The organism is Methylophaga sp. OBS4 (genome assembly GCF_026319305.1).
Classification (GTDB): Bacteria; Pseudomonadota; Gammaproteobacteria; order Nitrosococcales; family Methylophagaceae; genus Methylophaga.
Genome location: NZ_JAPDMV010000003.1, coordinates 1 through 23864, shown reverse-complemented (window position 1 = coordinate 23864; position 23864 = coordinate 1). Strand labels below are relative to the sequence as shown.

Annotated in this window: 22 protein-coding genes; 3 read left to right on the top strand and 19 right to left on the bottom strand. The window is 49.6% G+C overall.

Annotated elements, in window-relative coordinates; translation table 11 throughout:
- The first annotated feature begins 547 nt into the window (after nt 1–547).
- Nucleotides 548–2989: a phosphoenolpyruvate synthase gene (ppsA, locus tag OMP95_RS01180; RefSeq protein WP_266325067.1), complete on the top strand. Its 2442-nt coding sequence runs from the start codon at nt 548–550 to the stop codon at nt 2987–2989.
- A 121-nt stretch (nt 2990–3110) separates the two neighbouring features.
- Here ppsA and OMP95_RS01175 read toward each other — a convergent pair whose 3' ends face one another.
- The 13 genes from OMP95_RS01175 to lepA all read right to left on the bottom strand — a co-directional run bounded on the left by OMP95_RS01175 (nt 3111) and on the right by lepA (nt 15830).
- Nucleotides 3111–4232: a DNA alkylation repair protein gene (locus OMP95_RS01175; RefSeq protein WP_266325065.1), complete on the bottom strand. Its 1122-nt coding sequence runs from the start codon at nt 4230–4232 to the stop codon at nt 3111–3113.
- Nucleotides 4232–5569, bottom strand: coding sequence for a 23S rRNA (uracil(1939)-C(5))-methyltransferase RlmD (rlmD, locus tag OMP95_RS01170; RefSeq protein ID WP_266325063.1), 1338 nt, complete (start codon nt 5567–5569; stop codon nt 4232–4234). The genes OMP95_RS01175 and rlmD overlap by 1 nt, the downstream gene beginning before the upstream one ends.
- 226 nt (nt 5570–5795) lie before the next feature.
- Nucleotides 5796–6413: a YdbL family protein gene (locus tag OMP95_RS01165; protein ID WP_266325061.1), complete on the bottom strand. Its 618-nt coding sequence runs from the start codon at nt 6411–6413 to the stop codon at nt 5796–5798.
- An 11-nt stretch (nt 6414–6424) separates the two neighbouring features.
- Nucleotides 6425–8497, bottom strand: coding sequence for a hypothetical protein (locus tag OMP95_RS01160; protein ID WP_266325059.1), 2073 nt, complete (start codon nt 8495–8497; stop codon nt 6425–6427).
- Entirely contained in the window at nt 8497–9402 is a 906-nt protein-coding gene (cysM, locus tag OMP95_RS01155) for a cysteine synthase CysM (protein WP_266325057.1), read from the bottom strand. The genes OMP95_RS01160 and cysM overlap by 1 nt, the downstream gene beginning before the upstream one ends.
- Nucleotides 9399–9785 (bottom strand): holo-ACP synthase, encoded by a 387-nt coding sequence (gene acpS / locus OMP95_RS01150; protein WP_266325055.1) that lies wholly within the window; start codon nt 9783–9785, stop codon nt 9399–9401. The genes cysM and acpS overlap by 4 nt, the downstream gene beginning before the upstream one ends.
- The gene (gene pdxJ, locus OMP95_RS01145) at nt 9782–10513 is read right to left on the bottom strand and encodes a pyridoxine 5'-phosphate synthase (RefSeq protein ID WP_266325053.1); all 732 of its coding nucleotides are present in this window, start codon (nt 10511–10513) and stop codon (nt 9782–9784) included. The genes acpS and pdxJ overlap by 4 nt, the downstream gene beginning before the upstream one ends.
- A gap of 20 nt (nt 10514–10533) precedes the next feature.
- A complete protein-coding gene (gene recO / locus OMP95_RS01140) occupies nt 10534–11244 on the bottom strand; it encodes a DNA repair protein RecO (protein ID WP_266325051.1) in 711 nt (236 codons plus the stop codon).
- A 12-nt stretch (nt 11245–11256) separates the two neighbouring features.
- Nucleotides 11257–12162, bottom strand: a complete 906-nt coding sequence (gene era / locus OMP95_RS01135; RefSeq protein WP_266325049.1) for a GTPase Era — start codon at nt 12160–12162, stop codon at nt 11257–11259.
- Nucleotides 12159–12842: a ribonuclease III gene (gene rnc, locus OMP95_RS01130; RefSeq protein ID WP_266325047.1), complete on the bottom strand. Its 684-nt coding sequence runs from the start codon at nt 12840–12842 to the stop codon at nt 12159–12161. The genes era and rnc overlap by 4 nt, the downstream gene beginning before the upstream one ends.
- Nucleotides 12839–13219, bottom strand: a complete 381-nt coding sequence (locus tag OMP95_RS01125) for a DUF4845 domain-containing protein (protein WP_266325045.1) — start codon at nt 13217–13219, stop codon at nt 12839–12841. Before OMP95_RS01125 ends, rnc begins: the two co-directional genes overlap by 4 nt.
- A 10-nt stretch (nt 13220–13229) precedes the next feature.
- The gene (lepB, locus tag OMP95_RS01120; RefSeq protein WP_266325043.1) at nt 13230–14009 is read right to left on the bottom strand and encodes a signal peptidase I; all 780 of its coding nucleotides are present in this window, start codon (nt 14007–14009) and stop codon (nt 13230–13232) included.
- Nucleotides 14010–14033: 24 nt separating this feature from the next.
- A complete protein-coding gene (gene lepA / locus OMP95_RS01115; protein WP_266325041.1) occupies nt 14034–15830 on the bottom strand; it encodes a translation elongation factor 4 in 1797 nt (598 codons plus the stop codon).
- A gap of 300 nt (nt 15831–16130) precedes the next feature.
- Between lepA and OMP95_RS01110 the strand changes: the two genes are divergently transcribed.
- Nucleotides 16131–17480 (top strand): MATE family efflux transporter, encoded by a 1350-nt coding sequence (locus tag OMP95_RS01110; RefSeq protein ID WP_266325039.1) that lies wholly within the window; start codon nt 16131–16133, stop codon nt 17478–17480.
- A 132-nt stretch (nt 17481–17612) separates the two neighbouring features.
- On the opposite strand, the gene OMP95_RS01105 is transcribed toward OMP95_RS01110, so the two are convergent.
- From OMP95_RS01105 to rpoE, 5 genes are read right to left on the bottom strand one after another with little or no spacing between them, the layout of a single operon-like run.
- Nucleotides 17613–19028 (bottom strand): DegQ family serine endoprotease, encoded by a 1416-nt coding sequence (locus tag OMP95_RS01105; RefSeq protein WP_266325037.1) that lies wholly within the window; start codon nt 19026–19028, stop codon nt 17613–17615.
- A complete protein-coding gene (locus OMP95_RS01100; RefSeq protein ID WP_266325035.1) occupies nt 19025–19450 on the bottom strand; it encodes a SoxR reducing system RseC family protein in 426 nt (141 codons plus the stop codon). The genes OMP95_RS01105 and OMP95_RS01100 overlap by 4 nt, the downstream gene beginning before the upstream one ends.
- Complete coding sequence (locus OMP95_RS01095; RefSeq protein ID WP_266325033.1) at nt 19447–20433, bottom strand: MucB/RseB C-terminal domain-containing protein; 987 nt, start codon at nt 20431–20433, stop codon at nt 19447–19449. The genes OMP95_RS01100 and OMP95_RS01095 overlap by 4 nt, the downstream gene beginning before the upstream one ends.
- Nucleotides 20434–20436: 3 nt before the next feature.
- The gene (locus OMP95_RS01090; RefSeq protein ID WP_266325031.1) at nt 20437–21003 is read right to left on the bottom strand and encodes a sigma-E factor negative regulatory protein; all 567 of its coding nucleotides are present in this window, start codon (nt 21001–21003) and stop codon (nt 20437–20439) included.
- A gap of 2 nt (nt 21004–21005) precedes the next feature.
- Nucleotides 21006–21581: an RNA polymerase sigma factor RpoE gene (rpoE, locus tag OMP95_RS01085; protein WP_266325029.1), complete on the bottom strand. Its 576-nt coding sequence runs from the start codon at nt 21579–21581 to the stop codon at nt 21006–21008.
- A 219-nt stretch (nt 21582–21800) separates the two neighbouring features.
- Between rpoE and nadB the strand changes: the two genes are divergently transcribed.
- A complete protein-coding gene (gene nadB / locus OMP95_RS01080; RefSeq protein ID WP_266325027.1) occupies nt 21801–23414 on the top strand; it encodes an L-aspartate oxidase in 1614 nt (537 codons plus the stop codon).
- On the opposite strand, the gene OMP95_RS01075 is transcribed toward nadB, so the two are convergent.
- Nucleotides 23380–23805: a protein YgfX gene (locus OMP95_RS01075; RefSeq protein ID WP_266325025.1), complete on the bottom strand. Its 426-nt coding sequence runs from the start codon at nt 23803–23805 to the stop codon at nt 23380–23382. The two genes, nadB and OMP95_RS01075, sit on opposite strands and share 35 nt — an antisense overlap.
- Nucleotides 23806–23864 lie beyond the last annotated feature (59 nt).

Here is a 23864-nt window from a genome sequence, read left to right as displayed (position 1 = left end):
AACCATTTGAACTACGAGTAAAAAGTTATGTTGAAAAAAATCGATACGCTGCTGATGGAAAAATTTCCACACATCATTCTGAGCTTCACTGTTTTCTGGCTTTCGTTGGTTGCATACGGCTTTCTCAACTCATAAGCAGCCGTTGAATTCATATCGAAAGAGCCAGTCACTTGACTGGCTTTTTTATTGGGTCTAAGCTCAGAATTACCAACAAATGAACAATTCTTGATCCAGGTCAAGGCTCACCACCAGGACGTGACTGATAATTCAAACAACAATTGAATGTCAATTCATCTAATAAGGAGGTGCACCATGGAGAACAAGTTTGAAGAATTCATTCACAAACACTTCGTTGAATTAATCTGTATCTTATCAGTAGCATTTATCGTATTAGTCGCTTACGGCTTCTTCGTATCGTAAAGATCGTTTATCATATACAGCTAAAAGCCGGTCTCAGACCGGCTTTTTTTTGAATTCAATATTGTTATTCAGCGGTGTATCACATAGCATCTTTTAGTTTGACTACGTAAAAAATAATTAAGGGTTAATGATGACTTTTCAGTATATCCGTCCTTTTGCAGAGCTCAGTATTGACGACATTGAGCTGGTCGGCGGTAAGAATGCCTCGCTTGGCGAAATGTATCGTGAACTGGCACCTAAAGGTGTCAAGGTACCCAACGGTTTTGCCACCACAGCTGAAGCATACCGTTACTTTATGCGTCATAACGATCTGGAACAGAAAATCAAACAGGCGCTGGACGAATTGGATCTGGAAGACACTGAAGCCCTGGCCGTCACCGGCGCCAAGATCCGTCACTGGATTACCGACGCCGAGATGCCCAAAGATCTGGCCGCCGAAATCGAACAGGCTTATCACCGAATGGAAGCAGAATATGGCCCCAGTGTGGATGTAGCTGTGCGCAGTTCGGCCACCGCAGAAGATCTGCCGGATGCCTCGTTTGCCGGCCAACAGGAAACGCATCTGAACATCAGCGGTACCGGTGAGTTGTTACACAGTTGCCGCCAGATTTTTGCCTCCCTGTTTACTAACCGTGCTATCTCCTACCGTTGCCATAAAGGTTTCGATCATATGGCGATAGCTTTGTCGGTGGGTGTGCAGAAAATGGTACGTTCCGATAAAGCATCATCCGGCGTTATGTTCACCATTGATACCGAAACCGGTTTCCGTGATGTTATTTTGATTACCGGTGCCTGGGGGCTGGGTGAAAACGTCGTGCAGGGCACGGTCAACCCCGATGAATTTTATGTATTCAAACCGACTCTGGCATCTGGTCATCGCCCTATTTTGAAACGTCAGCTGGGCAGCAAAGCCGTCAAAATGATTTATGCAGCGGCCCATACCCATGCAGGCACCACCCGTAACATTGAAGCCAGTGCCGAAGAACGCAGCCAGTTTTGTATCAGTGACGATGAAGTGCTGGAACTGTCAAAAATGGCGGTGATCATCGAGCAGCATTACAGCAAAAAAGCCGGGCATCACAGACCTATGGATGTCGAATGGGCCAAAGACGGTGATTCCGGCGAACTGTTTATCGTACAAGCCCGCCCGGAAACGGTAGAGTCGACCAAAGCTTTGCACGCTTTAGAAAAGCACGTGCTGGAACAACACTCGGATGTAATCACCACCGGTAAAAGTGTCGGTGGCAGAATTGCAGCCGGTAAAGTGCGTGTAATCATGCATCCCGATCAAATGCACGAACTGAAACCGGGAGAAATCCTGGTCACCGATATCACCGACCCTGACTGGGAACCGGTGATGAAACGTGCCGGTGCAATTATTACCAATCGCGGTGGCCGCACCTGTCATGCCGCCATCATTGCCCGTGAACTGGGCATTGCCGCCATTGTCGGTACCCATAACGGCAGCCAGTTGCTGAAAACCGGCGATGAAGTCACGGTATCCTGTGCTGAAGGCGATACCGGTTACGTCTACAAAGGCATTCTGCCGTTCCATGTCAATCAGATCGACATGAATGCTATTCCCAAACCGGAAAACACCAAAATCATGCTCAACCTGGCGAATCCGGAAATTGCCTTTGAAACCTCGATGTTGCCTAACAGTGGTGTCGGCCTGGCACGGATGGAATTCATCATTAACAACAGCATTCGCTGCCATCCCAACGCCCTGCTGCGTTTCGACCAGTTACCGGAAGACAAGAAAAAAGAAGTCGCCACGCTGACCGCCGGTTACGAAGATCCATCACGTTATTACGTTGAACGTCTGGCGGAAGGCATTGCCAACATTGCTGCAGCTTTTTATCCCAAACCGGTTATCGTTCGCCTCAGCGATTTCAAATCCAATGAATATGCAGCGCTGATTGGCGGTGATTTGTTCGAGCCAGAAGAAGAAAACCCGATGCTGGGTTTCCGTGGTGCCGCCCGTTATCCGAGCCCGGATTTTGCCGATGCCTTTGCATTGGAATGTGAAGCGATTCGCATGGTACGCAACAATATGGGGCTGACCAATATTGCGGTAATGATTCCGTTCGTTCGTACCGTTGAAGAAGGCCAGCGTGTGGTGGATCTAATGGCGAAAAACGGCCTCAAACGCGGCCAGGATGAGCTCAAGCTGTATCTGATGTGTGAAATTCCGGCCAACGTGCTACTGGCCGACCAGTTCCTGGAATTGTGCGACGGTTTCTCCATCGGTTCCAACGATCTGACGCAGCTGACGCTGGGCGCGGACCGTGATTCCAATATGCCCGGTAATTACGACGAACGTAACGAAGCGGTATTGATGCTGATCGAAATGGCGATTGATGCCTGTAAAAAAGCCGGCAAGTATGTCGGGATCTGTGGTCAGGCAGCTTCGGACTACCCGGAAATCACCCAGTTTCTGGTCAAAAAAGGGATCAGCTCGATTTCGCTGAATCCGGACAGCGTGGTGGAAATGACTAAAGTGGTTTGCGATATGGAGCAATCACTTAAACATACAGAAGGCCCCATTAAATCTAGCCAGATTATGTAATCTGTGGCCTTATGAAAGCTCTGATTAATGTCATTCATTCCCGCGCAGGCGGGAATGTGAATTCTCTGAATCTCCGCCTTCTCGGGGATGACGGAAACGAATCTAATCTGAGCTTTCTTGATTAGACCTTTCTCAGCTCAACCTCGGCCCGGGCGACCACCTGACCATTGATCAAACAATCGATCCGGTGTCTGCCCGGATAATAACGCCGGGTTGAGATGGGCTTGAAGGCATGTTTCTTTTCCAGCCGGAGTGTCTCGCCGCTTTTAAGGCTGATATTTTTCCATTTGAATACCTTGCCGCCCAATTCGCCATTGGCTTTAACAAACTGTATCCGGTAGTCCACCACCAGTTGTTGAGCTTCTTTGTGCGCTGATGTCAGCGCAAGTTTCAATATGATTGTATCGCCCAGGCTGATCCGGGAAGCATTCAATTCAAATTCAATATGGCTTAATTTCGGTTCTGCTGTATAACCAAGCACAGCAAACACTTCGGGATAGCCGGATCTGACCAGGGTCCTGAGCCCGTGCCGGATGACCCAGTCAGTGGTATCAAGCTGATTTTTTTGCCATTGCCGGCACAGCGCCAGCACCTGTTCAGCATGGTCTTTACTGATATCATTCAGGTTGTTGGCCACCGAGCGCCTGACATACTGGCTGGGATCGGCTTTCAATTGCTCCAGCACCGGCCAGATCGGATTGGGATCTTCTATCAATGTTCTGAGCTGTGGGGCCCAGGGAAGACGCGGTCTGATACCTTCTGATGCCAGCCTTCTGACATGCTCATTTTCATGCTGGCACCAGGACAATAGTTGCTGATGCGTCAACTCAAAGTGCTGTTGCAGAAATGGCCTGATAGCAAATTCCGCCGTGAACAAGGGGGTCAGTTTTTCCAGCACCTGAAAGGCGCGCTGAGGATAAGCCAGTCCATAAATGCTGACATAATCAATCAATGGCCAGGCAGCATAGTTAGTCCAGTTTCGCTCACGGCTGTCTGTTGGCCAGGCATCGCCTGCCGCTTCCAGAATACGCGATGTCTGACAAAAACCGCTTGGCAGATGCGTGGCCAAAGCCGCGACGATATGTTCCACTCTGGCCTTGAGTTCCAGTTGTTCCAGCCCATCAGTCGCCCGGCGCGTGAAAGCGGAACCATCAAAGCCGGGATGAACCGCAGAGATGATCTCCCGGATTTGCTCAACCGCATCATGATTAAGCTGGTGTTTAAGTAGTGCTGCTTCGACCATTACTGTATTTTTTTGCTGAATACGGCGATAGATTCAACATGGGTTGTGTGCGGGAACATATCCATCACCCCGGCGGCTTCCAGCGTATAGCCATGCTGATGCACCAGTTCTCCGGCATCACGCGCCAACGTGGCCGGGTTACACGACACATACACCAGCCGCTCCGCACCTAAATCAGCCAGTTGGTGCAAGACCTCAAAAGCCCCGCTGCGCGGCGGATCCAGCAAAATCTTGTTAAAACCGGCCTGAGCCCAGGGGTAGTCTTTCAGTTCCGTTTTAGTCAGATCGGCCAGCTCAAATTCAGCATTGTCCAATTGATTCAATACCGCATTATTTCTGGCGTGATTGACCAGCGCTTGATCACCTTCCACCCCGACCACTTCGGCCACGCGTTTAGCCAGAGGCAGCGTAAAGTTACCCAGACCACAGAATAAGTCCAGAATGCGATCTCCGGCTTGCAGTTCCAGCAATTCAAACGCTTGTTGAATCATTTTTTTATTAATGCCGGCATTCACCTGGGTAAAATCGCTGGGATCGAAATTCAAGCTAAGTCCCGTTTCCGGTGCATAAGACAGTTGCGGATTAACCGGCCATAACGGTGAGATGGTGTCCGGGCCGCCCGGTTGCTGATACACCCAGATATCATTTTCCTGACCGTAGGCGCTCAGTGCTTGCTTATCAGCAGCGGACAAAGGGTCAAGATTACGAAATACCAGCGCCACATGCTCGTCGTCCATGGCGACTTCAATCTGGGCAATGCGGTTATACGCTTCCAGGGCTGCGATCATTTCACCCAGTTCAGCCAATCTGTCACCGACACGCGGATCCAGCACCTGGCAGCGTTCTAAGCGGGCAATAAAGGGGGAAGACTTTTCACGAAATCCGACTAATACCTGCTCTTTTTTAGTGACATATTTGACGCCTAGACGGGCTTTACGGCGATAGCCCCATAACGGCCCTCTAAGCGGTTCCAGCCACTGGCGGGGGCTTAAGTTGCCAAAGTGGGTAAAATGCTCGGCCAAGGTGTTTTGTTTATGGACTAATTGCGCCTCCGGCGCTATATGCATCAGGCTGCAACCGCCACAGACGCCAAAATGTTCACATTTAGCATCCACCCGCTCAGCCGCCGCCGATAACACCTCGACGGTACGTGCTTCATCAAACTTTTTATGCAGGCGTGTGTATTGGAACGTCACCTGCTCGTTGGGCAAGGCGCCGTCGACAAACACCGTTTTGCCGTCGATACGGGCAATGCCGCGCCCGTCGTGTGATAAAGATTCGATTTCTGCCGTTACCGCTTCCTGAGGTAGCTTTTGTCTGCGCCCGCGTCTTGCCATTAATGTTCTCTGTCTTGATCAAAAAATAAAAAGTCCAGTGATGCTCCCGCACCACTGGACCTGATTATTATACCCAATCAAGAACATCCATCGCCGCAGTGGAAGCGCTGCGATGACTCTGACAATTCTGTCAGGAACAAGATTGCACCCTGCCGAACGGTGGCACACATGAATGTGTGCCATGAAACCGCCATTTTGAGGTTGATTGGGTATATAAGAGCTATGCTTATTTTTGTTTCCAGTTGCCGCCTTGCTGATACCACCAGCCTTTGGCCGCATTGCCGATCCAGCGCCGTGCAAATGTTTCCTGAATATCGTCCTGCCACTCAGGATGACCATTGGCACGGGCAATTTCAGCATACAAAGCCTTGCGATCCTTGTTCTCGTCAGCGACCAGACCATTGACCTTGTTACGATCTTTGAGGGAAATTGCTTTGGCATCACGCACTGTGATCAGACCATCATCCGTCAGGCCCACCGCGCCACTGTCATAAAATGGTTTCAACTGATCATGCCGCGCTTTCATTTGTGACTGCAAAGCATTGATGGCCGGCGAGTTGATATTGATATTGGCTTCGGCAGCCGCCGCCTGCGGTATCAGCCAGTTCAATACACTGACAGCCACTGAGGTTGAGGCTGGTGTTAATTCAAGGGCTGAAGACTGTTCCTGCTCAGGTTCTGCTTGTGGTTGCTGCGGCGGCCGGGTTTCCGGTCCCCAGACATCTTCGATAATGCGATCAGCGGCTTTTTCTGCCGCTGCGGCAGGAAAATAAATATTGATTGTCACGCATGACACCAGCATCAATCCTGATACCGTTCCTGTCAGCCATTTGAATAAGTTCATTTTTGTTTCCTCTACTGAATTACCGGTCCCGAGCTGTCACTGACGGCTTTTAATCGCTCAATCAGATCCGTCCAGTCAACACGGCGAGTATACCCCACAACATTAATCCAGGGCGGCAGACCACCTCCCCCTTTGACAATATAATAGCCTTGCTCTGCTTCCTCTATCCCTGACATTTCGCAAATCTCATTTTGCAGTTTGCAACTCAAGCCCAGACGCTGGTAGGAAAAGTCCTCAAAAAAACGCAGGAAACTGCGAGACAGAATACCGGTGGCGCCGCCGCCGATCTGTGACAGATTGTCGACTGCTTTCTGACTGATGCGGCGTTTGCCCGGATTCTTGTCCGGTGTGGCCAAACGGGCATCAAACTGCACCGGTCGCCAGTTGGACAGACGCAGATTGCGCACATACCCGTCCAGCCTGCCGCTAATTCTGCCGAAATCGAAGGTACGGGTAAGCAGCTCCAGATCCAGATTATTCACATCAATATTGGCATAAAGCTGTGGCAATGAGCCTAAAGGCGAAGTCATACGCAGATCGCGGATCACCGTGGTGCCATCAAATAATTTGACCTGCAACGCCCCGTCGACTTGCAGCTGCTGCCTGCTGTAACTGACCCTGGGAATCACGCCGGACAGTTTGCCGTGCAAAGTCGGCCACGCCAGCGCTTCGCTCAATGTTTCCATTGATATCGGTGACAGCAGGCCTTCAAACGACCATGAAACCTGATTCTGCTCATCTTGTTGCAAGCTGAAGGCATGTACCTGCAATTCACCATCCAGCACCGGTAGAATCAAACTGTCCAGCAACTCAAGACCGCCTGCATGGCTTTGTGCTTTCAGCTCTGCAGCGCCCAGGGGGATAGCGTAAACCTGTGCCTGTTGCCAGCTCAAACCGGTATCCATAACAATATCAGCATTGCTCCAGCCCAGCTTGCCGGTCAGGCCTTCAATACTGAAACGTTGCTCCCGATCATTCACTGCCACAGCATCTGCAGTCATGGCTAACCGGTAAAGATCATGGTCGAGTTCGAAATCAACCGTGACCCGGCCGGAAGTATCCAGTTTGGCTGCCGCATTATCCAGCATAAACGGTTGCAGCCAGATGGGATAAAGCTTTGCCAGATCGGCAGGCTGTGTTTTTACTTTAAGCCGGGCAAGCTGGTTTTGCTCAAAAGTCATCTGCCCATGGGCAGATAACACCGATTTTTGTTCAAACCGTAACTGCGACACCTGGATCAGCTGTTGTGATATCTGCCAGCTACCGGTTGTTTCTATCTCAGCAGGGGTGTCTGCAAAATCAATAAAAACCGGTTCGGCATAAGTCTGACCCGCTTCAACATTCAGCCGGGTCTGCCATTGCCAATGACTTGCTGACATATCGACTTGTAACGAACCGTTTGCTGTTAACCCTTCCCCCACATAGCGACCTTGCTGATCACTAAAACTGAAATCAGTCACTGCAAATTTCACTGCAAGCTGACTGACTGTCTTATCCTGGCCGCGGAGATCGGCATCCAGAGCCACATTTCCCTGATAGTCCCAGTCGGCAATAGCCGCCAGTTGTGCCGGCTCCAACCATAGCGGCAGCCATGCAGCTAATGCTGCCAGCGAGACGGTATCGGCATGAACTTGCAACTGCCACTGTGACTGATTCATCGTGATGGCAAGCGAGACGGGAGAATCTGCCAATTGCAGACCGCTGAGCTTGATTTGATGTTGTTGCAGCTGTGGTTGCAATGCAAGACTGAAGCTAATAGCCTGCTTGCCGAGTTGTGCATGCTCGAAGTGCAATATGCCTGCCTGACACTGAATCCGGCCGCTGGCGAACAGGGTTTCTTCGCAGCGCAATATTACATTGTTGAGTTTATCAAGCGGGGCGGGCAGCGTAAGTTCACGTGCTTCGGCCTGAAGCATTAATCCGGTTTCAGTCAGTTTGACATCTAAATCAAAGCCTTGTGCAGCCAGTTCATCGCCAGACCAGCTGCCAATACTGATTTGGATATCATCAATAGCATGGACTTGCAATTGCCATAACAGCAACAGGCATAGACAAGCACCTGGCCATGCTGTCAGCCTGCCCATTATTCCGCCGGGAACACACCTGTCGACAGGTAACGATCGCCACGATCGCAAATAATGGTGACAATCACCGCATGCTCGACCTGTTCTGACAGCTTCAATGCGGCCGCCACCGCACCGCCGGATGACACACCGCAGAAAATTCCTTCCCTTCTGGCCAGTTGTCGCATGGTTTCTTCCGCTTCTTGCTGGCTGACATCAATAGTCTGATCGACCCGTTCGGGCTCAAAAATCTTCGGCAGGTAAGCTTCCGGCCAGCGGCGAATACCAGGGATGCTGGCCCCTTCCGCCGGTTGCACACCGACTATCCGCACATTGGGATTTTGCTCTTTCAGATAACGGGAAACGCCCATAATGGTGCCGGTCGTGCCCATCGAACTGACAAAATGAGTCACTTCACCACCGGTATCGCGCCAGATCTCGGGACCGGTGCCTTCATAATGCGCCAGCGGGTTATCGAAGTTGGCAAACTGGTTCAAAACCTTGCCTTTACCTTCTTCCTGCATTTGCAACGCCAGATCACGCGCTGATTCCATACCATCAGTCAGAAGAATTTCGGCCCCGTAGGCATGCATCGTTGCGCGCCGCTCCAGGCTGCTATTTTCCGGCATAATCAGAATCATCCGATAACCCAGGATCGCCGCCACCATCGCCAGCGCGATACCGGTGTTACCGCTGGTCGCCTCAATCAGGGTATCACCCGGTTGAATATCACCACGTAATTGTGCCTGACGTATCATACTGGCCACCGGCCGGTCCTTGACTGAACCTGCCGGGTTGTCACCTTCCAGCTTCACCAAAAGGATATTACTGGTCTCGCCAGACAGACGCTGCAGACGTACCAGCGGCGTGTTGCCGATGCAGGTTTCAATAGTGGGATACTTTTCAGTAGCGGAATACGGTTTCATGAAGTGACTTCCATTAAAATTACATAAGCACTGGCATATTCATGATCATCACTGAGACTGAGCAGGCTGCGGCCGATATGCAACTGCTTCGTCAGTGTTAGACCGGCCAGTTCAAAGCTTAATTCCGGTTTGCCCAATGCGTTATTACTCACCACAATATGGCGCAGGCTCAGGCCGTCACGAAAACCGGTGCCCAGGGCTTTGGCTGCAGCTTCTTTGGCGGCAAAGCGTTTTGCCAGATAGGCTGCCGGCTTCAATTGCAGTTTGAACTCGGCAAACTCGGCATCACTCAGAATCCGGGACGCAATCTTATCGCCGTGCTTATCCAGCAGACTTTGCATACGGGGGATATGCACCAGATCCGTGCCGATTCCAAAAATCATCCGCGACGGGCTTCCTGCATCAGCTGTTTCATTTCCCGTACCGCCACCTGAAACCCGGTAAACACCGAACGGGCGATAATCGCATGGCCGATATTGAGCTCCACCAGCTGCGGAATAGCAGCGATAGCCGCAGTATTGTGATAGTGCAAACCATGGCCGGCATTGACCTGTAAGCCACGTGCATGGGCCTGTTCGGCGGCTTCGGTAATGATGGCCAGTTCTCTGGCCGCTTCCTGTTCGGTTTCAGCATCGGCATAACGCCCGGTATGCAGTTCAACCACCGGGGCGCCGCAGGCCGCCGCCGCTTCTATCTGTGCTAACTCAGGATCGATAAACAAAGACACCCGCACATTGGCTTTTGCCAGCCGCTGACAGGCCTGTTGCATACGCTCAAATTGGCCGGCCACATCCAGACCGCCTTCTGTAGTCAGTTCTTCGCGTTTTTCCGGCACCAAGCAGCAATCAGCAGGACGGTATTTTTCTGCCATGGCCAGCATCTCTTCGGTGACCGCCATTTCCAGATTCATTTTGGTTTGCAGAATATCCGCCAGCATAGCAACATCACGCTCCTGGATATGTCGTCTGTCTTCACGTAAATGCAGGGTAATGCTATCCGCACCCGCCTGTTCCGCTTCAATCGCAGCTTGAATCGGATCCGGGTAACGTGTGCCACGTGCCTGACGCAAAGTAGCAATATGATCGATGTTGACACCTAAAAAAATTGACATGAATCTGTAAGCCTAATGTTTCATTGAGAATTGAACTGTTTGAGTCCGGCAAACAGCTGACGACTGTACAGCGGTCTGCCAGCCAAATAATAATTTATCACTGTGCGCATCAGCCATTTAATTTCCTTCAGGCTGGTCTCATCAAAACCGCTTTCTTGGTTCAGATGACGCAGACTGCGGCCGGATATGACCGGTTCCGATGATGTATTGCCACGCAGGCGGGGTCCATTATCCGGCTGATACACGTAATAAGTCTCATCACGGATTGGCGCTTGACTGCCAGCTTCGTGCGCCAGGAGCAGACCATAACCCAGATGACTCAGCAAACGCTTTTCAAACAGGCGCAAGACAATCTGTTCGTCATCGCCCTGTTGCAGCTGTGCCAACGCGGTTTGATAAGCAGCAAATACTTCCGGTTCCGCTTCCTGGGCAGGCAACAGTTTCACCAGCAGCTCGTTAAGATAAAAACCACAGAGACTGGCATTGCCTTTCAGTCTGTATGCCGCTGCCGACGGTTCCGCCTGAGTCAGCGTGACCAGATCGCCATGCCCATACCAGCTGATCAGAATCGGCTGGAACAACTGAAATATATTATGCTGGCGTTTTTTTTGCTGCCTGACACCGCGGGCAACCAGGCTGACACGGCCATAATCCTGCGCAAAAATGTCCACCAGTAAACTTGTTTCGCGATAAGGACGATGGTGCAGAACAAATGCCGGTGTCAGTTCCACAATAAGCCTTTTTTACAAGTCGTCGTTATAACCCAGGTTCTTCAGCATGCGTTCATTATCTGACCAGCCCTCACGCACTTTAACCCAGATTTGCAGAAACACTTTCTGGCCGAATAATTGTTCCATTTCCAGCCGGGCATCTTTACCGATGAGTTTCAGTTGCTCGCCTTTCTTGCCGATCACAATCGATTTCTGACCGTTACGTTCGACATACACCACCGCGCCGATACGGAACATATTTTCTTCTTCGTCAAACTGTTCCACTTCGACGGTAATAGAGTACGGCAATTCCTGCCCCAGATAACGAAACAGCTTCTCACGCACAATTTCAGCCGCCAGGAACCGGGAGCTACGGTCGGTGAGCTGATCTTCAGCAAAGATCATGTCACCTGCCGGCATCAGTTTGGCAATTTCTGTTTCCAACTGGTCGGTGTTCATGCCTTTTCGCGCCGACACCGGAATCACTGCGGCAAAATCATACTGTTTTGCCAGCTGTTCTATTTGCGGTAACAGTTCGGCTTTGTCCTGCAGCTTGTCAACTTTATTCGGCACTAAAATAACCGGGGCACGGGCATCCTGCTGCAAACGTTTCAATACCCGGCTATCTTCCTCAGTCCATTTGAGGCCTTCAATCACAAATAAAATAACATCAACATCTTCTATGGATGAGGCAGCAGCACGGTTCATATAACGGTTCATTGCCCGCTTGTTGTCACTGTGCATGCCCGGCGTATCAACATAGATAAACTGGCCTGCTTCGGTAGTTTTAATACCGAGAATACGATGCCTGGTCGTTTGAGGACGGCGCGAGGTAATACACAGCTTCTGCCCCAGAATGCGGTTGATCAACGTCGATTTACCGACATTCGGGCGGCCAATAATGGCCACATAGCCGGAACGAAATGGGGTATCAGTCATAACTTCTCTTCGATTATGGTCAGGGCGCGTTCAGCTGCTTTTTTCTCAGCTTTGCGATGACTGCTGCCCTGAGCCAGCACCACTTTGTCTAATAAGGTGATCTGGCAGGATGCTTCAAACACCGGATGTTTGTTGTCGCTTTTCACTTCTTTAACGCTATAAATAGGCAGCGGTTGCTTACGGCTCTGCAACAGCTCCTGCAGGCGGGTTTTGGGGTCTTTAACCGTTTCAGTGACGTCAATGGCTTCAAGACGTTCATCAAATAGGCGCAGAATCAGAGCTTTGGCGGGTGTCAAACCACTGTCGAGATATAAAGCTCCCAGAATCGCCTCTACCGCATCAGCAAGAATGGACTCGCGGCGGAACCCACCACTTTTCAGTTCACCGGGCCCCAGAATCAGCACGTCACCCAGTTTCAGTTCCCGTGCGATTTCGGCCAGGGTTTCTCCCTTAACCAGCGACGCTCTCAGGCGACTGAGTTTACCTTCCTTGACCTGAGGGAAGCGGTTGAACAACTCCTCGGCAATAACAAAACTGAGGATGGCATCACCCAGATATTCGAGACGTTCGTTATTTTGTGGATCAGCACTGCGATGAGTCAATGCCTGCTGTAATAACGTTGTTTCCTTAAATTCAATTTGAAGCAGTTTGCACAGGGCTTTTTGCCGCTGGGTTATCATCGTGATTTAGGCTCTATATCAATTTCTTTATGAAAATGGCCGATAAAGTCGAGCTGGGCGATAAACGGTTTTCTGACTTCATAATCAACCACAATTTTAGTCACGTAAGCAGTATCTTTACCGCGCAGGATTTCAACATTTTCTCTTTTTACACTGCTGATATAGCCAATATCAAAACGTCTTTCCATCAGCGTCATCACTTCGTTTTTGGTCAGGTTGTTATTTTTAAGCTCAATTTCCATATCATTCATGATTTGCAATACGCCGTAATATTCCTGATACATCGGTATCAAACGCATCGCCATAGTGGCAAAAAAGGCGATCAAGGCTAATATTATCACCCAGCCAATCAAAGTCATTCCGCGTTGTTTTTGCATGATCTTCCCCTTAATCAATTGACTGCCCCAGGCGGTTCCAGACAATACCACCTTCATTCCAATCCCAACTCATCCAGATGAAAAATGCTTTGCCAACTAAATTCTCTTCCGGTACTGTGCCCCAAAAACGGCTGTCATTACTATTATCACGATTATCGCCCATCACAAAGTACTGTCCATCAGCCACGACGGTTTCACCTTCCACCAGACGCCGCTTCGGATCGACCAGAATATAATGCCCTTCATTACCGAGATGCTCAAATCTTAACTCGGATCCTGCGGCGGCCAGATTAGCCAGTTCCGGTTTTTTTTCCTTGATTTCCTGGCCTATCGGCTGACCGTTGATATAAATAGTCTTGTTAAAATAGCCAATACGGTCACCAGGTACACCGACCACACGTTTGATGTAATCCACATCAGGCTTGTCTTTGTCTTCTTCTTTTTGGGGATATCGAAACACAATCACATCACCACGCTGGGGTTCACCCGTATCAAATAATTTACTGTTAAGCACCGGCAAACGGATACCATAAGCAAATTTATTCACCAGGATAAAATCGCCCACATGTAACGTCGGCAGCATGGAAGAGGATGGAATCCGGAACGGTTCCGCAATAAACGAACGTATTACCAGAACCAAAAGAATAATGGGGAAAAACGAACGCGCATATTCAACCAGCAGCGGCTCCTTACTTTCCTTGTCACGGCGCGGTGCCAGAAACAACCTGTCCAGTAACCAGATCAGACCGGTCAAGGCCACCAAAAACACCATCATTGCTGGAAAACTCACTGAATATCGCTCCTTATAGTGTTTCTATGAATTCTTGGATAACTGTAATACAGCCAGAAAAGCCTCCTGGGGGACATCAACCTTACCCACGGATTTCATCCGTTTCTTACCTGCTTTTTGTTTTTCCAATAACTTGCGTTTACGTGATACGTCACCACCGTAACATTTGGCTAATACGTTTTTACGCATCGCTTTCACCGTAGAACGGGCAATGATATGCCCGCCAATCGCGGCCTGTATCGCCACATCAAACATCTGTCTTGGAATCAGCTCTTTCATCTTCTCGACCAGTAACTTGCCTCGATTGACACTGATATCCCGATGCACAATCAGAGACAAGGCATCTACGCGCTCACCATTGATTAAAATATCCAGTTTAACCAGGTCGGCTGTTTCGAATCTGACAAAATGATAGTCCAGCGAAGCATAACCACGACTGACTGATTTGACACGATCAAAAAAGTCGATAACCACTTCATTCATCGGCAGTTCGTAGCTCAGCGCTACCTGTTTGCCCATATACTGCATGGATTTCTGCACGCCCCGCTTCTCCACGCAGAGCGTGATGACCGCACCCAGATGTTCCTGTGGTACCAGAATGTCGGCGATGACTATCGGTTCACGTATTTCATCAATGCTGCCCACATCCGGCAGTGACGCCGGGTTTTCGACCTTGATAGTCTCTCCTTTACGTGTCAGCACCTCAAACACTACGGTCGGTGCCGTGGTAATCAGATCAAGATCATATTCACGTTCCAGCCGCTCCTGGATGATTTCCATATGCAACAGACCGAGGAAACCACAGCGGAAGCCAAAGCCCAGAGCCTGAGAGTTTTCCGGCTCAAAGAACAGGGAGGCATCATTAAGACGCAGTTTCCCCAGCGCTTCACGGAACGAATCATAATCATCGCTGCTGACCGGGAACAAACCCGCATAAACTTGCGGTGTCACGGCTTTAAATCCGGGTAACATCTGGGTCGCACCATGATGCGCATGCGTCAGGGTATCCCCCACCGGCGCACCATCAATTTCCTTTACACCGGAAATAACATAGCCGACTTCACCGCAGTTGAGCGCTTCATGGGGTGTGCGTTTAGGGGTAAAAACGCCGACCTGCTCGACCTGATATTCATGCCCGGTGGACATGACTTTGATCTTGTCGCGTCTTTTCAGTGAGCCATCGACAATGCGTACCAGTGAAATGACACCCACGTAACTGTCAAACCAGGAGTCGATAATCAGCGCTTTCAATGGTGCATCAGGATCGCCTTTTGGCGCCGGTATTCTGGCAACCAGCTCTTCCAATAAATCGTCGATTCCAAGACCGGTTTTTGCGCTGCAACGGACCGCATTCATCGCATCGACACCGATAATGTCTTCAATTTCCTGGGCGACAATTTCCGGCTCGGCCGAAGGCAAATCAATTTTGTTCAGTACCGGCAACACTTCCAGGCCCAGATCAATGGCGGTGTAACAGTTAGCTACACTCTGGGCCTCGACACCCTGTGCCGCATCTACGACTAACAACGCACCTTCACAGGCTGCCAGCGAACGGGATACCTCGTAGGAAAAATCGACATGGCCCGGTGTGTCGATAAAATTCAGGTGATAGGTTTCGCCATTACGCGCTTTATAGTCCAGCGATACGCTTTGTGCTTTGATGGTAATACCACGCTCACGCTCAATATCCATCGAATCCAGCACTTGCTGAGACATTTCCCGAGCAGTCAAACCACCACAGATCTGGATAAAACGGTCAGCTATCGTAGACTTGCCGTGATCAATGTGGGCAATAATTGAGAAGTTTCTTATATTTTTCATTTAACAGATATTACAAACGTGACAGGTTCAGATATAACAGTTTGCAAAATGACTCGACCCCCGAATTAAAGGTGAAATGCCTGCGTATGTCACGCATGCAGCAAATGACCCGCTATTATACGCATTTAACAAAGCCAAAACGAGATTAAATCCTTTAATTCATAAGCAAAAAGGGCTGGCCTGCCCAGGTGAATTAAATACTTAAGTCAGCAATAAGCAATTAATGTGGCTTGCCCTCTAAAATAGTAATGAGTAGCACGATCATTTAATGACCAACAGCCGCTGACCCGAAGGCATTGCATGCAACAAGCTAAAACTGAAAACATTATTTTGACCGGTCCTGTCATATCAACGTTCATACGTTATGCCTTCCCCTCCATTCTGGGACTGCTTGCCATTACCACAGCCAGCATCGTTGACGGTATTTTCGTCGGCCATTTTGTCAGCGCCGAGGGTCTGGCAGCCATTAACCTGCTGATCCCGTTTTTTTCATTGATCTTCGGCGTGGCACTGATGCTCTCTATCGGTGGTGCCATCCGGGGTGGACATTATCTGGGCCAGGGACAGGTCCATGCCGCTTCGGCCATTTTCAGTAAATGTCTGATCAGCATTTTTATCATCGGTATCGGATTTATGAGTCTGTCTCTACTAACAGACCGGTGGTTATTAAAACTGCTGGGCACGCCTGATGAATTGATGCCGCTGATATTGCCCTATTTTCATATTATCTGCGTGGTTCTGGTGGTTCAGATCTTCACTATGGTGCTGTACTACTTTATCAGAGTGGATAACCGGCAGACGCTGGCCACAACGGCTCTGGTAGCCGGTGCCATAACCAATATTGTGCTTGATGCGCTGTTTATTATTGTTTTTGACATGGGGCTGACCGGTGCTGCCTGGGCAACAGCCATTGCACAAACCATGCAATTGTTCATTTTGTCGACTTTTTTCCTCAGCCAACAGCGACAGTTATATTTCACGAGACAACTGGGCCAATGGTCGGAACTGGGACGTATCGCCGTGAATGGTCTGTCTGAGTTTATCAATGAAATTTCGGGTGGTCTGGTTATTCTGCTGCTGAACTGGTTACTGGTGCTCAGTCAAGGTGTAACCGGCATCGCCGCTTTTGCGGTTATCAATTATCTTATCTTTGTCAGCCTGATGCTTTATTACGGCATTGCCGATGCATTGCATCTGCTGGTCAGTCACAACCATGGTGCAGGTCATGCCAGGCGTATTCAGCAATTCGTTAACATAGCTATATTGATGGTAATGATATTGAGCCTGGTACTGACACTGGCTTTATTAATCTGGCCCCAGTGGCTGACCGGCCTGTTTCTGCATGAAGCCTCGCAGCAAACCAGAAACATCTCGACACACTTTATTGCTATCGTCTGGCCTTTATTTCTGGTTAATGGTCTGAACGTCACGATCTCTGTTTACCTGACCGCCATGCAGAAGCCGCTGCCCTCGATGCTGGTCGCGGTATCAAGAGGATTGTTATTACCTATAGGCCTGTTATTACTCCTGTCTTTGTGGCTGCCGGATCAGCAATTCCTGCTGGCGCTGCCACTTGCCGAATGGCTGACATTCATACTCGCCTGGGTGCTTTACAGGCAGTTCAAACCGATACAAAGCCTGCAACCATAAGCCTGTCTGTTAACTGGTCAGGCATAGATGTATATTTAACGGTATCACGGGTATAGCTACTTCAGCCCATGAAAAAAAGCAGCTGACCTTAAAGATCAGCTGCTTTTTATTTTTAAAAAAATGGGAAACTTCTTATTTTATTGTCAATGCCAGGAATTGGGATTCCCCACCACGCTGAATCAGAACCGGAATCGGCTTACCGGCGGGCAGTTCTTTGGCAATCTCGATAAAGTGATGGGCATCGGCAAGATACTCATTGTTCAGGCTCAAAATCACATCACCCGGACGAATACCGGCATTGATCGCCGGACCTTTTTCAACCTTCATAACTATCACACCACCTTTTTCGATTTCGTACTGTTCACGCTGTTTCGGTTGTAACTCAGCGACTTCCATAGCCAGACGATTATCAACAAAGCGGCCCGGTTTACTGCCGCTGCTGGCCAGTTCCTGTTCTTCAGGCAATTCTTCGATAGTGACTTTGATGGTCTTACGTTTATTGTTACGCATCACCTTCACATCCACCTCCTTACCTACCAACGTTCTGCCAACGATGGGCGGTAAGTCAGAAGAGGTTTCAACCTCTCTGCCATCAAAGTTGAGAATCACGTCCCCGGCCTGGAAACCGGCTTTGGCCGCCGGGCTATCGCCAACAACGCGTGATATCAGCGCACCTTTTGGTTTATTGAGGCCGAATGATTCAGCCAGCTCACGGGTAACATCCTGAATCACCACGCCCAGCCAGCCGCGACTGACATAACCTTGTGATTTGATTTGCGCAACCACATTCATAACCACATCGACCGGTATGGCAAAGGAGACGCCCATGAATCCGCCGGTGCGGCTGTATATTTGTGAGTTGATGCCAATCACTTCACCCTGCAGATTAAACAGCGGGCCACCGGAGTTACCCGGATTAATCGCCACATCCGTCTGGATAAAAGGTACATAGCTGTCACTAGGCAAACTGCGGCCCAAAGCACTGACAATCCCTGCTGTGGCTGAATAATCAAAACCAAAGGGTGATCCAATTGCCAGTACCCATTCACCTACTTTCAGTTTGTTTGAATCACCCAGTTTAACGGCTTTCAGTCCTGTTGCATCGACCTTGAGTAATGCCACATCACTACGTTCATCACTGCCCAGCAATTCGGCATCCAGCTCAGTGCGATCACTGAAACGAACAATGATTTCGTCAGCATCCTTGATAACATGATGATTGGTCAGGATATAACCGTCCGAAGACAGCACAAAACCTGATCCAAGTGACTCATTCTGGTGTGGCGGACGAGGTGCGCCCGGACCTTCAAAAAACTTTTTGAGAAAATCGTCGATAGGTGAGCCTTCCGGAATTTCCATGCCAGGAGGCAACATGGATGTGGGCGCCTGATCGTTTTTGTTGCGAGTACTGATGTTGACAACGGCGTCACCATTATCAGCAACCAAATCAGTAAAATCAGGCAGGGCGCGAGCCTGCACGTTCATACTCAACATCAGCCACGCCATCAACATCATGATGACAGCAGTCCAATTTTTGTATTGTCTCATTTGAAATCCTCTGTAATTTTGACTTGCATGCCCGTATTTCTGTTTTTCAAGCGGATTCGTACCCAATAAAAACCGGTCATCAGGCCAGATAGACCCGCTACGATTTCCGCTAGTTCCCCCGCACCGCTAACACGAACCAAGGCGGCAGCTGCAAACATCAGCAATAAAGGCATCATATACATTAGAAAAGCACCGGACAGCAGCGCCTGTTCCGGAATAACCACCGTGACTTCCTGCCCCACTTGCAAATCATTGTCCGCCGCCACGGCAATACGGGAAAAGCGCTTACCCACATGTTTGGCCAGCAAACCGGTGCCACAACCTTTTTTTACCTGGCATTGACTACAGGTGGATTGCCGTTCAGCTTCCAGCCAGACTTGGTGTTCATCGCGGCTGATAACCGTTGCTTTTTGCTCAATCATGGTTGTTCACCATTGGCAAAGACAAGTCCGTTGCCGATTTTCTCCACGGTAACAGCCGGGACTTCACCCACCACGGTGACAAAATGGGAATTTATAATAGTGCCGAAAGCATTGATAGCTCCCATCCGGGATCCGCCTCGCAAATGATTGTGGCGGGCACGGATTTTTTCGATAAACACGGAAACGGAGCTGAGCCCATCGCTGTATACACGCTGTTCTATATTGGCACCGTTACTGGCCCTGAGACGGGTTTGCAATGCGACCAAAGCAAAACCGTCCGGTAACCATTGTGCCTGCCACGAAGACATATCGCGTTGACTGGCCATGTTAACCGGTGTTTCAGACTCAGTTCGATGCCAGGTCAATTCCTCGCCACTCATTTGCGATTTCAGTTTGTGTTCGGGAATGTGTATATCGGTTGTCAGTGATGAAAAAGCAAAGGTCTCAAGTACATTACCATTGCCCGCCCTCAGTTCTGATTTCAGCAACAAATAGGTTTCAGCATCCACCCAGAATCGATAGCCATAACGATAATCATCAACCGGCGTTATCAGCAGTTCATACGCCTTACGCCCTGCGACCCTGTCAGTACCGCCCAGCTCAACCTGATAATAAGGGGTCGCGGCATTCAGGCGTCGGGGTAAATCACTGGGAAACCCCTGACCTAAAGGACGGCGGCTGACATTAACCTTCTTGCCATCAGGATTGATGCAGGTCACCATATCATTGCTGCGAATCACTTCACGAGCAGCGCCGTTAAGCGAAATCAGCCGCTCCACTTCTCCCCGGGCATCTGCCCGGTGATAAATACGAATCGACTGCAGGTTTCTCCCGGACTGATAAGCAAAAACCCCTTCGTAATTAAGATTTTTTGCTGCCTCTGTCATACGTTGCAGAATGTCGATTGCATCCTTGTCAGCGGCATGGGCAGTGACCGATAAAGCCAAGGACAAAGCCAAAAACAGATGTAGCAAGAAACGCATCAGTTACTGCTCCTTACCATAGGAAACAACCCGTGCATAAGAAAACAGACCAGATGCACCGGCATATTCATTATGATCAACCAGGTAGTTGTTGAGTCTGTCTTCTACTTCTTGTTCGCTTACTGTCCAACGGTTAGAAGCAGCTACTGCGATGCTTTTCTGAACAGGTTCGGCTTGTACCAAGTCGGCGGTAGGGGAGACAGCTGTTTGCGGCTGATTCATAACCCCCATGACTGCAAGTGCACCAATTGAAGCGGCCGCAGCCATTCCCGCAGTCTGTTTCCAGAACCAGTTCGGCAGAGTAAGTACTCTGGCTTTGAGTTGTTGGGGTACATGCGATTGTGTCAGAGGCGCCACGTCCCCCAGCGCCTTACTGATACGAGCAGTTAAATCAACTGACTGTTTGCCCGTTGTGTAACCATGCATCAAATCGCTGGTAAATTGATAACTGAGATAGTCGGCTCTGAGCTTTTCATTAGAATTCATCAGTGCCAACAGCTGGTCCAGCTCCTTTGGGTCCAATTCGCCATCGACGAATGCAGACAATAGTTCTTGTTGATTGGCTGTCATAGTTATTCCTCTCCACCCATTACTGCTTTGACCTGTTTATCTATTGCCTCTCTGGCGCGAAAGATACGTGACCGCACCGTGCCTATCGGACAATCCATTGCCTGTGCAATTTCCTCATAACTCAACCCTTCAAACTCCCGCAGTTTGATGGCTGTTGCCGTATCTTCCGGCAGGTCCTGTATCGCCTGATGTATAGCCTGTTCGAGTTCGTCACTCATTAGACTGTTTTCCGGCGTGTTATATTCCTTCAATTCCGGTGCATCATAGTAAATGGTGGCATCCATCGCATCCACATCAGTAACTGGCGGCCGCCGTGAGGCGGCAGTCAGATAATTTTTGGATGTGTTGATGGCAATACGATACAGCCATGTGTAGAACGCACTGTCACCACGAAAACCCGGCAGTGCGCGATAGGCTTTGATAAATGCTTCCTGAGCGACATCCATTGCTTCAACAGGGTCATGCACAAACCCGGTTATTACATGTATGATTCGCTGCTGATACTTCATAATCAACAGGTCAAACGCCTTCTTATCACCCGCCTGTACGCGCCGTACTAGCTCTTGATCCACATTCATCCTTTCGTCCGGCCTTCATCGACACGCCAGAGCTTGTTCTTATTTACAGCTTGATTGACCATATCGATTTAACATTGTTCCACATTCGGTGCAAAATAATCCCATTCCTATTGTACCTTTATATGCCTTTGGAGCCTGTTTATAATCTCACGGTAATCGCGTTGCTGTCAGAAAATGGTTCAGGCAAGGCGCCGACCGTGAGATTATAAACAGGCTCTTATGACAACAACGCATCATTGTGACATTTTAATTATCGGCAGCGGCACGGCTGGCCTGACTCTGGCTCTGCATATGGCGGATCACGCCAAAGTGGCGGTAATATCCAAAGGCCAGTTGGAAGAAGGCGCCTCATTATATGCTCAGGGCGGAATTTCCGTGGTCCTGGACAAAACCGACTCCATTCAATCGCACATCGACGATACCCTTCGCGCCGGCGCAGGGTTGTGTAATGAACAAGCTGCCCGCTTTACTGTGGAACATGCCCGCGAAAATATTGAATGGCTGATCCAACAAGGCGTGTCGTTTACCAGAGATGGTGTGACCTCTCAGACTTATCACCTGACCCAGGAAGGCGGCCACAGTCACCGTCGTATTATTCACTCAGCCGATGCAACTGGCCGCGAGGTGGAAACCACGCTGTTGGCAAAAGCCAGAGCACATCCCAATATTGAAATGTTTCCCTACCATATTGGGATTGACCTTATCACCAGTCGCAAACAATTGGGGGAACAGGATAATCGTTGCCTCGGCTGCTATGTGCTCGATATCAAGCATGATGAAACCAAAACTTTTATGGCCCCGGTTACTGTGTTGGCCACAGGCGGCGCCGGCAAAGCCTATCTGTACACCAGTAACCCTGATGTATCGACCGGTGACGGCATTGCCATGGGCTGGCGTGCAGGCTGCCGGGTTGCCAATATGGAATTTATCCAGTTCCACCCTACCTGCCTGTTTCATCCCAAAGCTAAATCATTTCTGATCAGTGAGGCGTTACGCGGTGAAGGCGCTAAACTTTTGCTGGCAAACGGTGAGCGTTTTATGGATCGGTTCCACCCGCAGGCAGAACTGGCGCCCCGTGATATTGTCGCCCGTGCTATCGACCATGAAATGAAGCGGCTCGGCCATGATTGTGTTTATCTGGATATTTCCCACCAACCGGAAGCATTTATCAAAAGCCACTTCCCGACGATTTATCAACGCTGCAAACAGTTTGGTATCGATATCACAAAAGAGCCTATTCCGGTAGTGCCTGCCGCCCATTACACGTGTGGCGGCATTGTCACCGATCTAAATGGCAGAACAGATATCCCGGGGCTCTATGCAGTGGGTGAGACGGCACATACCGGCTTGCACGGTGCTAACCGCATGGCCAGTAATTCATTACTGGAATGTCTGGTATTTGCCGGCGCAGCTGCCGACGACATAAAAAAACAGTTACCGCTTGCGACACCTCCCGCAGTACGTCCCTGGGATGCCAGTCAGGTTTATCCGGCCAAAGAAGCCATCGCCATCAGCCATAACTGGGACGAACTACGCCGCTTTATGTGGGATTACGTTGGTATTGTGCGCACCACCGAACGGCTACATAAAGCCAGGCAGCGGCTGAATCTGCTGCAAAATGAAATCCGCGAATATTACTCTCAGCATCACATCAGTAATGATCTGCTGGAACTGCGTAACCTGGCTGATGTTGCAGAGTTGATTATCACTTCGGCGCTGCTGAGAAAAGAAAGCCGCGGCCTGCATTACACATTGGACTACCCGGAGCAGGATAACAGTCACCCCCCTCACGATACGATTATTGAGCCCAGGTTGCCGGATCACGCAGTTTGATTCTCAACTGCCTTAACTTTTCTTTATCCGCAGCATCAGTGGCAATCACTACCGCCAGTTTGCGGCCATCACGACGTTGCTGCAGATGCACAATAAGCCATTGCGCCATAACTACACTGCCCATGAGGGTACAAGGACCTTGTTTGCTTTGATTGGAACAGATCACATACCACTGATTATCTTGATTACATTCCAGCGCGGTAATCGATTTTCCGCCAGCCTGCCACTGAAACTGCCGGCAGTAATAAAACAAGCTCAGTAACAGTAACAGACATAGCAAACTTTGGACTATGACCGGCAAAGCCACTGCTATCACCAGCAACACAGCGCAACCATGTGCCGTGCATAAATAGCACAAAATAAGAAAGGAACGACCGATACTGACCTTCATCCGTGAATATCCTTTTTTTCATCCCTATTTTCATAACACAACAGAGGCGAAGGTGAAAC